Annotated in this window: 12 protein-coding genes; 4 read left to right on the plus strand and 8 right to left on the minus strand. The window is 46.1% G+C overall.

What is annotated here, in order from left to right; all coding sequences use genetic code 11:
- Positions 1-342: 342 nt before the first annotated feature.
- From QMA35_RS19640 to QMA35_RS19665, 6 genes are all read right to left on the minus strand, one after another.
- Positions 343-1,614, minus strand: a complete 1,272-nt coding sequence (locus QMA35_RS19640; protein WP_281648846.1) for a dicarboxylate/amino acid:cation symporter — start codon at positions 1,612-1,614, stop codon at positions 343-345.
- Positions 1,615-1,921: 307 nt separating this feature from the next.
- Positions 1,922-2,863 (minus strand): dihydrodipicolinate synthase family protein, encoded by a 942-nt coding sequence (locus QMA35_RS19645; protein WP_281648847.1) that lies wholly within the window; start codon positions 2,861-2,863, stop codon positions 1,922-1,924.
- A 242-nt stretch (positions 2,864-3,105) separates the two neighbouring features.
- Complete coding sequence (locus QMA35_RS19650; protein WP_281648848.1) at positions 3,106-3,426, minus strand: DUF962 domain-containing protein; 321 nt, start codon at positions 3,424-3,426, stop codon at positions 3,106-3,108.
- A gap of 11 nt (positions 3,427-3,437) precedes the next feature.
- Positions 3,438-3,806, minus strand: a complete 369-nt coding sequence (locus tag QMA35_RS19655; RefSeq protein ID WP_281648849.1) for a hypothetical protein — start codon at positions 3,804-3,806, stop codon at positions 3,438-3,440.
- Entirely contained in the window at positions 3,803-4,708 is a 906-nt protein-coding gene (locus tag QMA35_RS19660; protein ID WP_281648850.1) for a sterol desaturase family protein, read from the minus strand. Before QMA35_RS19660 ends, QMA35_RS19655 begins: the two co-directional genes overlap by 4 nt.
- Before the next feature lie 200 nt (positions 4,709-4,908).
- A complete protein-coding gene (locus QMA35_RS19665; protein WP_281648851.1) occupies positions 4,909-5,244 on the minus strand; it encodes a hypothetical protein in 336 nt (111 codons plus the stop codon).
- Positions 5,245-5,431: 187 nt separating this feature from the next.
- On the opposite strand from QMA35_RS19665, the gene QMA35_RS19670 reads away from it, so the two are divergent.
- Positions 5,432-6,313 (plus strand): class I SAM-dependent methyltransferase, encoded by an 882-nt coding sequence (locus QMA35_RS19670; RefSeq protein WP_281648852.1) that lies wholly within the window; start codon positions 5,432-5,434, stop codon positions 6,311-6,313.
- Between the two features lie 61 nt (positions 6,314-6,374).
- Complete coding sequence (gene selD / locus QMA35_RS19675) at positions 6,375-7,415, plus strand: selenide, water dikinase SelD (RefSeq protein ID WP_281648853.1); 1,041 nt, start codon at positions 6,375-6,377, stop codon at positions 7,413-7,415.
- A gap of 108 nt (positions 7,416-7,523) precedes the next feature.
- Here the strand turns inward: selD and QMA35_RS19680 are convergent, their stop codons facing one another.
- On the minus strand, positions 7,524-7,811 hold the full coding sequence (locus tag QMA35_RS19680) for a hypothetical protein (RefSeq protein WP_281648854.1): 288 nt from the start codon (positions 7,809-7,811) through the stop codon (positions 7,524-7,526).
- Between the two features lie 131 nt (positions 7,812-7,942).
- Positions 7,943-8,398 (minus strand): secondary thiamine-phosphate synthase enzyme YjbQ, encoded by a 456-nt coding sequence (locus QMA35_RS19685; RefSeq protein ID WP_281648855.1) that lies wholly within the window; start codon positions 8,396-8,398, stop codon positions 7,943-7,945.
- 54 nt (positions 8,399-8,452) lie between these two features.
- Between QMA35_RS19685 and QMA35_RS19690 the strand changes: the two genes are divergently transcribed.
- The gene (locus tag QMA35_RS19690; RefSeq protein ID WP_281648856.1) at positions 8,453-8,665 is read left to right on the plus strand and encodes a hypothetical protein; all 213 of its coding nucleotides are present in this window, start codon (positions 8,453-8,455) and stop codon (positions 8,663-8,665) included.
- 639 nt (positions 8,666-9,304) lie between these two features.
- Positions 9,305-10,786, plus strand: coding sequence for an RING finger domain-containing protein (locus QMA35_RS19695; protein ID WP_281648857.1), 1,482 nt, complete (start codon positions 9,305-9,307; stop codon positions 10,784-10,786).
- Positions 10,787-11,122 lie beyond the last annotated feature (336 nt).

The raw sequence follows: 11,122 nt of genomic DNA on the forward strand, positions 1-11,122 counted from the left end.
GCTTCAGGCAACCAGAACAAAGGGCGTGACTGTTCTTTCTTGGAACAACCGTAACATTGAGAACTTCGGCTCCTTGATAGGAGCTGATGTTGACGTCCTGATAAACAAACGACTTGAGTTTGTGGACTTTATTGAGGATAGTTTTCAGGAGCATCAGCGGTTCTTCTTGTTATTTTTGTCGGCAAACAAAAAATCTACCAGAAGTCAGCCGCTGGTGCTTTTATTTCAAAATCCGCTCCTGTTTACCCACAGATATCCCTGAGGAGCCGATCTTTTGAACGGTCAGATTATGAAAAAGCGCCGGTAGGCGCTTTTTCATAAGTGGTTTATAACTGTTGCGGATTATGCTGTAGCCATCATCGCAGGCTGAGCACTCTCTTCCTCAGATGTTGACTCGGTATGAGCAACAATAGTGCTGACAGCAGTATCGCCAACTACGTTAACCACGGTGCAGGCGGCATCCAGAATACGGTCAACCGCGATAATAATACCCAGTGCTTCGATAGGCAGACCCAGAGTGTGCAGCAGAACACCTGTTGTGACTACTGCGCCGCCAGGAATACCGCCGGTGGCAATAGCCAGCAGGAAGGTAGTAAAGCCGAGAGTGACCAGTTCTGCAGATCCCAGAACCACGCCATAAGCATTCGCGACAAAAATGGTGGCAACGGCCATGTAGATAGCAGCACCAGACATATTCATGGTTGCACCCAGAGGTACAGAGAAACCGGCAACACGGCTGGAAACATTCAATTTGTCGGTCAGTGTACGCAGTGTTACAGGGATAGTGGCGTTAGAACTGGCAGTAGACAGTGCAAACATCATCTGTTCACGAGTCTGGCGCAGGAAATCCAGCGGGTTGCGACGGGTAATCAGGCTGATAGCCAGCGGGTAGAAAACAAACAGCCAGAACACCATAACAGTCAGGGCAGTTCCAACGTAGGACAGAACGCTCAGGATACTGGCAGTATCCAGAGTCGCACCGAGCTTGGCAGTCAGGAAGAATACACCCCATGGAGCCAGAGACATGATCATGGTGATCAGCTTCATCATCACGCTGTTCGCTACCGCAAAAGCTTTGCTGGCGCTGTGAGTCTCATGGTTCTCAAGCTTCTTGATGGCTACACCAGTTATGATCGCCATAAACAAGATTTGCAGGATATTACCGTCAGAAAAAGCCTTGAATGGATTTACAGGAACAATGTCCACAATCATGGCCAGCATCGAAGGCGGCTCTTTGATATTCAGGTTCACTGTTGCATCGGCAAGACCCAGTTCAGCTCCTAAACCAGGCTGAATCAGAGTTGCCAGACCAATCGCGGCAGTAATAGCGATAACGGTGTTCACCAGGTAGAGGCTGAAGGTTTTCATGCCAAGACGACCAAACTGGCCAACATCTTCCAGGGAGCATACGGCATTAACGATGGAGACAAAGATCAGCGGTACAACAACCAGCTTGATCATGGCGACAAACAGAGAGCCACCGGTGCCAAAAATATTCTGAACAAGATAGGTTTGCAGGAAACCATCAGGTGCTGCAAAAGACTGAATTAAACTGCCAAGAAGAAGACCTGCGGCCAAGGCGATCATAATACGAGAGGCAAGGTTGTTCTTCATGGAATGAGTGTCTCCCGGAACAGAAGTTGTTCACGTTTTATGTATTTTAGTAATAGTTGCCGCACTCTATAGAAGCGTTAGTATTTATACAAGATATTGAAAAGTAAGGCTTTTTCGATAATTTTTTTCGTTTATTTTTATTATTCAGGCTTATTTTCTGCGCTGGGTGGGTTGATCTTGAAAATATGCTTTGTGGGCTTTGTTGTGAGCAGGTGGAAACCTCTAAGTGAAAAAAATACTGCGGATTGTACGTGGTTCAAGTTTGAGGAAGAGGGCTCTGGGTGCCCTCATTCCATCATTAACCGGTTTATTTTATATGTTCGAAAAATTCCGGGATTAACTCCTTTCCCCGAGCTCGTATGGGTTCTATGTGATTGTCTTCAACCCAGGAGTAAGGCCAGCGCAGACGCTGGTGAAGGCCATCACACCAACCGGAAATCACAGCCATAAACTTACTGCAGGCGTGAAGAGGGTAGTTATGTTCAGTCACAAGAGGGTTAATGCACTCGCGAACAAACTGCTGAATGCGCTTTTCCAGCTCAAGACCTGCGGCCTGATCTCGGAGAGTCAGTTCATTCCATGACTGTGCAGCGCAGGGATTCATACCGGCAATACTTGAACAGGAACCATGAGCACCTTTAGATAGACCTGTTGCCATAGATTGTCCGGGAACCAGAACAGTAATCTGCTCAATCACCGGTTGCATAGCTTCGTACCAGTTGTCGTCTCCACCGGATGCACTGATACCAACAAGTTCAGGTACTTCGTTAGCCAGCCAAAGGTAATCTTCAGGCGTTAGCTGAATTTTCGCATTCGGCGGATTACAGAGAATAAGACCACGCCCCCGTGAGTTTTTAGCGCAACCTTTCATAAATCTAAGAACGCCTCGGCGGTTGGCTTCAACCCAATCTGGAAGAATCAAATGAATGGCAGCCGGCGCATGATCAGCCGCTACGGCAACTCGTTCAAGGCTTTCATAGGGATGAGCATGGCAGGCTCCCAACTGATATGCGATGCCGTGTCTGTGACAGGACGAGGCAAATCGCTCAATTAAACGGCAGTATTCAGTAAAAGTCAGATTAAAAAATTCACTGGAATTTGTTCCGGCATAAACACCGCTTACGCCAGAGTTTTGGATTATTGCAATCTCTTCATCAATAAAGCCAAAGTCGATAACACTGTGTTCTTTTATTTGGAGAAACAGTGGCGCCCAGGTGCCGCGGATCTCGTGTGCTTTTAGTGCATTCATGAAGTTTAACCCTTGCGTACCAGACACGGTTTGTCGCTCTTGTACGACATAGGCCTTCTATTGTTGGAGAGTAATATCCCGACACTTATCCCTATAACTTCGTGCCAGGGTTGAGGGGGCGTTTTATAACAGCAGCGTACGGTAGAAATCTATGACAAAAATCAAAATAAAAATGCTGTTAAGAAAAGGGGAGGAAAATTACCAGAGAATGCCAAGGAACATTCTCTGGGATTTGCTATGAGTTATTTACGGAAACGACCCATAAAGAAATCCTTCAGCATCACCCAGTCGCTGATAAAACTGTATAAGGGATATTTGAAGGTGGCGGGTTTGTTCTTCTCAAAAACAAAATGCCCAACCCAGGCAAAACCATAACCCACCACAGGCAGGAACCAGAGCAGCTGGTATTGGCTTGTGGCAATGGAGTACCCCAGCAGCGACAGAACCAGCAGGCTGCCGACATAGTGCAGGGCACGGCAAACAGGGTTGCTGTGTTCTTCCAGATAGTAGGGGTAAAACTCGGCAAATGAGTTAAAGGTTTTCTCTGCGGTATCTTCGCTCATAAGCAGCCTCTTTAATTATTGTTAGTGTTATTGCTGTGCCATACACGAACGGCGCCAATGAAGCCTGCTACGGCTGCGCTTAAAGCAACAACCAGAAGGCCAATTCTTTCACCAGAACCATGAACAGGGTCGAGTCTGGTAAACAGCATGGCATAAAGGTTACCGGCTACGAAAGCCCATACGGAAGGAGTCAGTGCTAGAAAGCGTGGAGATTTTTTACTGGCCAGTGCCAACCCTGCGAGAGTCAGCACTGCAAGATAATCATCCAGTGATAATGGCCAGTATTTATTCGTTTTGAAGATGACCAGTGTTTCCCCAACAGCCAGTACAGCAGCAAACACCAGTGCATAACCGTGCATGAATTTAGATAAGCGACTCATACCGACTTCTCCTGGTGATGACAGATGCCATCGGCTGACGTTTTATCAATATCACCCTGAAATGGTGCAGCCAGCTGGCCAAGATAATCCTTGGGGTAGTCTGGGTTGAAAACGCCAATGCTCTCTACCTCTTTACCCTTTGGCCAGTAAAAAGTGCCGAAAATAATGTCCCAGATAATCAGGTTATTGCCGTAGTTATTATTAGAGTCTTCAATCCATTTGGAATGGTGCCAGCGATGCAGTTCCGTCATTGAGAAGATGTAATTCAACCAGCCAAGACGGACATGAATATTGCTGTGCTGGAACAATCCATGAATGCCATTAAATACAAAATACATAGCCAGTGCTTCGGCATTGGTTCCGAGGATAACGAAGGGAACAACTTCTGGAATCAGCAGGTAAACCTTTTCGATAGGGTGAAAGCGTCCGGCATTCATCCAGTAAAGTCGGTTAGGGCTGTGGTGAACGGCATGGAAGCGCCACAGGAATGTGATGTTATGTGCTGCCCGGTGAAACCAGTAGCGGCCAAACTCTGCAATGACCAACATCAGAAATAGTTGGGCGACGATGTTCCAGTGATGAGGCCATAGATTCGGACCATAGGTTTGTCCTGCCCAGGTTGTTGCCGTTGCCAGAGAAGCCAACCATACCGGTTTCATTAATCGGGGAATGGAAATCTGGGCAATCACTAAATGGATAATATCGGTTTTTGTATCGCCGTCAGACTGATTCCAGTCTTGGCGGTAGGGCATCAGTCTTTCAAGAAAAGCAATAGTCAGCGCGCCGGGAATAAGTACTGCAAAGACTGCGATACCTTCGTGAACGCCATTCTGTAGTAAGAGCCAGACGGTGGTGAGGCAAAGAGCCATAACCGCCGGAAAAACAATACGAGGAGCAAGCATGGTGTTACCTGTTTTACTATTTTTATATTTTAAGCGGAAACACTGTTTCCCAATATTCTATTTCACCCCCTTGGTTTTACAACCTGAAAATCAAACAGGTTATAAAAAAACAGGTGTAGCTCACGGATATGAACAGCACCTGCCGGGTCAAAGAAAAGAGTTTTAAAGATTATCGACCCTGACGACGCTGGCCTTCTGCATTAGCCACTTTCATGGCAGAGCTCGGCAAGAGTTAGAGCAGACTGGGGACCCTGACGGCCAGTCATATTTGTGCCCTGATTGCGGCGGCAGTGGTTTTCAGCCAAAGCCTGAATACGCTCAATCTCTTCCTTGCAGCATTCTCCGTTAAATGTGGTGCAGGTAAAGCCTGTTTTCTCTGGGAGAATACCGGCGATGCGATCATCGTAGTGCTCGTTAATATAAGAATCTAACAAGACTAAAGCGTGTTTTCCCAAACGCTCCGTTTCTTCACCCAGGACTTCCAGAGCACGATCCTCTTGAACATAACGGCCTGGGAAAATGGCAGTAGTAATCATCACATATACCTGTCTGTCATCTTTGTAGGATATTGCTGATGCCGTTTTATCACAGGGGACAATCAAGAGATTGTTGCAGGGCAAGCACTGGCGCGGATTGAAGAAAAATGTAAACAGTGATGCCGGTTTCTTTTTTCTTCACCTTCATTTTGGTGTCTACACTGCTGTTTTTTGAAGGAAAGTTGTCATGTATCGCTCCAGAATTCTGCAGAAGTTCACTTTTCTTACGGCTGTTATTTTTACTGTTGTTATGTCTCTTCTGGTCGGGCAAGTGTATGCCGGCAAACAGTACACTCTGGATAACCAGTGGGAAAAAGCGAAGGAGCGGCTTTCTCTGCTGGAATCGTGGTCTAACCCCTATACATTTTTACAGCTGGAACAGGTTGATATCCAGAAAGGTTGGCGTTGTCTGGATGCCGGTGCAGGTTTAGGGAGCGTTTCCCGTTGGTTGGCGGATAAGGTAGGCCCGGAGGGACTGGTGGATGCTCTGGATATGGATACAAAATTTCTGGAGGAAATCAACAAACCCACTGTGCATGTGCTTAAAAAGAATCTGGTGACAGATACTCTTCCAGAAAAGAAGTATGACTTTATTTTTGTGAGAGACGTCTTGATGCACGTTCCTGAGCGAGAGCAGGTTTTAACGTCTCTGGTGGGCGCCTTAAAACCTGGAGGCGTATTAATGGTTGAGGATCTCGGTCTTTTGCCATCGGGGGTTTCATTTCAAAACTTTTCCAGTGATTCCGAGATGAATGCGTATGTGCAGAATCTGTTTGACTCTCTGGAGGAGCACAACAGGATTTCATTCCATTCCGGGTATCGAAATGCACGCCTTTTTGAAGAAAGTGGCCTTGAGGGGGTTAATGCTCATGCATATTCACCACTTGCACGTGGCAATGATATAGAGGGGCAGCTGTTAGCTCTCACACTGATGCAGCTTAAACCCTTACTGATGAAGTATGGACTTAATGAAAAGAAATATGATCAGGTTACAAACCGCTTTGAGAATATTGATGCCCGATGGTGGGGGTTTGTACGTATCACAACAACTGGAAGAAAGCCTTCCTGAGGGTTAGAGTGACCGGCTTCGCTCCCTATTGAACGGAGCCTCCTAATTAAGGGTTATCCCCATGAGTGAAATTAAGCTCACTGAATACAGCCATGGTGCCGGTTGTGGTTGTAAAATTTCCCCCCAGGTCCTTGATCAGATTTTAAAGAGTGATCTTAAGCTGCCTGATTTTCCTGGTTTGCTGGTTGGTAATGCATCCAAAGATGATGCCGCTGTTTTTGATATGGGTAATGGTGAAGGTGTTATCAGCACCACTGACTTCTTCATGCCCATTGTGGATGATCCGTTTGATTTTGGACGTATCGCTGCGACCAATGCGATCAGTGATATCTATGCCATGGGTGGCACACCCATGATGGCCATTGCCATTCTAGGGTGGCCGGTTAATTTGCTGGGGCCGGATGTTGCAGGAAAAGTGATTGATGGCGGTCGACAGGCCTGTATGGAGGCAGGTATTCCACTGGCGGGTGGTCATAGTATTGATACACCGGAGCCTATTTTTGGGCTTGCTGTTACAGGGCGTGTACCTCTGGAACACTTGAAGAAAAATGATACGGCCAAAGCAGGTGACAAGCTCTATCTCACCAAACCGTTGGGTATTGGTATTCTGACAACGGCTGAAAAACAGAAGAAAATTGCTCCGGAGCACACCCATATCGCCCGCGATGCCATGTGCACATTGAATAAGTCGGGAGCAGAATTTTCCCGTATTCCAGGGGTATCAGCCATTACTGATGTAACCGGCTTCGGCTTTTTGGGGCACCTGCTGGAAATTTGCGAAGGCAGTGGTGTAAGTGCTGTCATTCAGGAAAATGATATTCCATTGCTGCCAGAAGTTGAACATTACCGTGAATTGGGTTGTGTTCCCGGCGGAACCGGGCGTAACCATGCCAGTTATGGGGATAAACTCCCGGATCTAACAGATCGCCAAAAACAGATTATGTGTGATCCCCAGACCAGTGGAGGTCTGTTGGTTGCTGTTTCTTCTGAATGTGAACAGGAGTTTTTGGATATAGCTGGTAATTACGGGCTGACACTGAACTGTATTGGTGAGCTTCACGATGAGCCATCAGACAAACAATCGCTTGTGCGTATTATTTGATCTCGGCTGTTTGTAGCGAATGCTGGGTTCGATAAACTTATATCAACAGAACCTAAGAGGCCCGCAGACATGCGGGCCCTGACGGTCAGACATTCTTAGTGAATAGCATTAAATCGGTCTGTTGCCGTAGTTTGATTCGGGTTTTTTAGGTGGGTCAGAGATAACATTTGATGGAACCTCCTCAATTGTACCGCCTTTGGCCAGATACTCTTCAATCTGGGTATCCATCATCTCCCTTAGTCGGCGGCGGGATTCAACAGTGCGTTCATCGGGAGATTCATCCTTACTTCCAAGATAGGAAAAATCTGGTCCTTCACCAGCTTTCGCTTTTTTCGTGGGCTTTTTCCGTGCCATTGTCCAGTCCTCTTGGTTACTGGTGGTTTCACCACGTTCCATTTACTGGAATCATTAGTGTCGCCTTGTTTTATTATTCTTATTGTTAGCGCTGACTTCATGTCGCGCATTTCCATTTATAATTCCTTTTCCTGAATCTTGCCATTATTTTTTTTCAGTTTTTTTACAATCGTCTATTTGACGCACAATCCAGTTAATTGCGGACAGCCTTGCTGTCCCTGAATGGTTGCCACGATTTGGCGGTGTCCACCATGGATTCTGTGTTCCCCCAAAGTAATGCCTTGCCATGTTCCTAAAGCCAGTTTTCCATTACGAATTGGAATAACAAGTTCTGAGCCCATCAGGCTGCTTTTGATGTGGGCCGGCATATCATCTGAGCCTTCATCCTGGTGGAGGTAGTGGGGTTCATTGTCAGGAACAAGTTTATTTATATGGCACTCCATATCTTCCCGAACAGATGGGTCAGCATTTTCATTAATCGTTAGAGATGCAGACGTGTGCTGAATAAAGAGATGCAGTAGCCCAATTTCATAATCCTTAAGCTCAGGCAGGTTATGAATGATTGCGTGGGTGATCAGGTGGTAACCCCTTGGGTAGGGGGTCAGGCGAATAAGCTTTTGCTGCCACATATCCAGTTCCACAAATATCAAATTTACATGGAAATATACTCCACAGTTTGAGTATTGTTAGAGTTCACTAATTATCTTTTTGGCGCTTTGTTGGAGGGGCGCCAAACCAGAATAAGGCTTCCTGTTCTTTGTGAGTTACACCTTCAATGGTACGGCAAAACATCTCGTCCGGGCCGCAAGATTGGGCATGTGAATGTGCGTGCTGACAATCAGGAAGAGCTGGCTGAGAAGCTGGAAGCGGCTCGTTCAGCGTGGACTGATTCCTGAGTTAGAAAATATTTCCTGATCCAATATAAAAACGCCCTCTTGCTTTGTTTGAGTCGGAGGATGTTTCTATTAACAACCGTGTTACTGGATGAAACTTTCACCGCTCCAGACGAATCCATATATTTTGAAAAACTCAATATAACCTTAAGCAGGAGAATAAGTATGGATCGTTATGATCATAATTTGGCACCCAAAACAACAGCATCAGTTGTACCCAGCCTACCAAGGAACAGCGCTTATGCCTTTGCAGGCAGCACTATCCCTACTTCTAGTAGGCTATTTCAAGGACGACCAATACATTCCGGTGTTCAACCTGTCACTGGAATTGTTACAGGGAAAAGCAGTTACACAGGTCACACAGGGAGCGTGACACCTGATAGGCCAAGTGCATATTATAGCTCTATGGCATCTGTTGACCCTCAGCAGAATCTATCGTTGGGTGCTCATTCGTCTTTCAGTATTCCTGAAGGGGGTACACCCGGTAGTCGGGAAAGCCTGCAGTTATCTTCATATCAAGGGCAAAGTGGGCAGCTCGCTTCAATAAGTGGTAGTCCGTCTTATATTGCGCCGTCTTCTTCAGACTTTCAGTCTCGGGTTTCTACACCTGCGGCGGCTTCAAACCTTTCATCAGAGCAGGCCATGGAAGCTTTTACTCGGTGTTACGAGAATTTGGAGAGGTGCCCTTTTGAGCATATGTTGGCGGGGCTCGCATCAAAGAACATTATCAGTTTTGATCTGATGCATGAGCTTCAGAGTGCAAGAGGAAAAACTGATACAGAGAAAAGACAAATAGTACTGAATGAGGTTTATAGGCACCTTTATGCTGGCAATACAGAGGCTTATGAACAACTAAAGGCAGTCTTGAAAAACAGTAAAACCTATGCCTTTCATGCAAAGAATCTTGAAGCACATGAAACGGAATACCGTGCTCCAGTCGTTAAGCTGCCGCCAGCTGTAAATACACGGCCTCGGGAACAAACTCCTGCAGAATCACCAGAAATGCGTGCACTAACAATAGAATTTGAACGCTTGGTTGGGGCAATGAATGCAACAGCAGTTTGTACACAGCTTGTGGGAAGTGGTTTGGTTCGTTTAGGTGATGAGATGGAGAGAATTGAGCGTAAGGGGACAAATGCTGACAGGAACAAGGCATTGCTCGATCACATTCGGAAGCATATACAAGCAGGTAGACCGCAGGCAATAGAACATTTCATTTTTGCCCTGTCGAATGCTCGAACATCAACCGGCTATTTGGGAGGTTGGTTGGCAAAAACACTTAAGAAATGTCGAGAAGAAGAGCAAGAAAAGCGGCAGGTTCAGCAAGCACCACCGGTCAGGGTAGTTCCAGCTTCTGGGGCAGTGAAGAGGCGGGAAGTAGATAGCCTTTCGTTGGAAGCTCTCTCTGTTAATTCCTCCAGCCCTGTGGCAGTGCCTGCTGTAGAGAAGAAGCAGCGTAGTCAGACTAAGGCATTCAATCTGCAGAAGTATAACGAATGGCTGGGTCAGCCGATGACACCGGACGATATCAAGAGGCTTGCACCGTTGTTTTCAGAGAACCAATGGAAACATACTGCCCTCCTTTTAGATCTTCCATATGTAAAATATGAACGAGGTATAGATAACCCCTGCGAGCAAATGCTTCTGGCGTATTTGAATACGGGGCAGCCCAGTATGGCTACAACTAACCATATGCAAGATAGGGCAGCTTTCATGAACTTTTTGAATACTGTTGAAGTGGATCTTTATTTTAAAGTAGCCGAAGAATTCAGAGAATGGTCTCAGGAAGATACGATTGCCCCTACTCCTCAATCGCCACAAGCAGCACCTTCGGTTTCATCGGAGCTTTTTTCTGCCAGTCAGTTATCTTCTCATAGGAAAGACGCTGTGAATTCAGCAAGGAAAGAGGGTGAAGAGTTTGATTTTGTTGATGCCTACGGTCATCACTTCATAGGATGCACCATCTGTAGAAGCCCTTTTCTAGTTAATGATGATGTGAGTGTTCTTGGGTGTCTTCATCAATTTCATCCTGAGTGTTTGAATTTATTTGAGAGCCAGACTGTTACTGATAAAGTGTGCCCTGTGTGTAGGTATCCATCAATTAAACCTCTTAAACGGCAGTAAAAAAGTTAGGAGTTAAGTGTTTTCAGTGAGTTGAATTATGGGAGCCTGTAGTGGCTCCTGCTTTTAAAGAAACGCAAAAATAGTTTTTACACTTAGCCAGCCGCACTCGCCTGATACAAATACTTCTGGAACCCCTGAACGTCTGCCCAATCGCAGCCGGTGAACCAAGGCTGTTTCAACTTTATATGAAAAGTTGAAACAACGTGGGCAATTTTCAATATTTTTCAGCTAAACACCCAGAAATTTAGAAAATATATTTGGGGCTTTCTCAGGTTGGCTGAAGAAAGTGAGGGGTTGAAACAGAAATAGCCTTCAGGCAAAGATTGATTTGAACGG

This window comes from Parendozoicomonas sp. Alg238-R29 (assembly GCF_947331445.1).
Classification (GTDB): domain Bacteria; phylum Pseudomonadota; class Gammaproteobacteria; order Pseudomonadales; family Endozoicomonadaceae; genus Sansalvadorimonas.

Bases quoted from the DNA above. Each gene is read 5' to 3' on its own strand.
- QMA35_RS19640 (WP_281648846.1), bottom strand. From the start codon at position 1,614: ATGAAGAACAACCTTGCCTCTCGTATTATGATCGCCTTGGCCGCAGGT.
- QMA35_RS19645 (WP_281648847.1), bottom strand. From the start codon at position 2,863: ATGAATGCACTAAAAGCACACGAGATCCGCGGCACCTGGGCGCCACTG.
- QMA35_RS19650 (WP_281648848.1), bottom strand. From the start codon at position 3,426: ATGAGCGAAGATACCGCAGAGAAAACCTTTAACTCATTTGCCGAGTTT.
- QMA35_RS19655 (WP_281648849.1), bottom strand. From the start codon at position 3,806: ATGAGTCGCTTATCTAAATTCATGCACGGTTATGCACTGGTGTTTGCT.
- QMA35_RS19660 (WP_281648850.1), bottom strand. From the start codon at position 4,708: ATGCTTGCTCCTCGTATTGTTTTTCCGGCGGTTATGGCTCTTTGCCTC.
- QMA35_RS19665 (WP_281648851.1), bottom strand. From the start codon at position 5,244: ATGATTACTACTGCCATTTTCCCAGGCCGTTATGTTCAAGAGGATCGT.
- QMA35_RS19670 (WP_281648852.1), top strand. From the start codon at position 5,432: ATGTATCGCTCCAGAATTCTGCAGAAGTTCACTTTTCTTACGGCTGTT.
- selD (WP_281648853.1), top strand. From the start codon at position 6,375: ATGAGTGAAATTAAGCTCACTGAATACAGCCATGGTGCCGGTTGTGGT.
- QMA35_RS19680 (WP_281648854.1), bottom strand. From the start codon at position 7,811: ATGGAACGTGGTGAAACCACCAGTAACCAAGAGGACTGGACAATGGCA.
- QMA35_RS19685 (WP_281648855.1), bottom strand. From the start codon at position 8,398: ATGTGGCAGCAAAAGCTTATTCGCCTGACCCCCTACCCAAGGGGTTAC.
- QMA35_RS19695 (WP_281648857.1), top strand. From the start codon at position 9,305: ATGGAAGCTTTTACTCGGTGTTACGAGAATTTGGAGAGGTGCCCTTTT.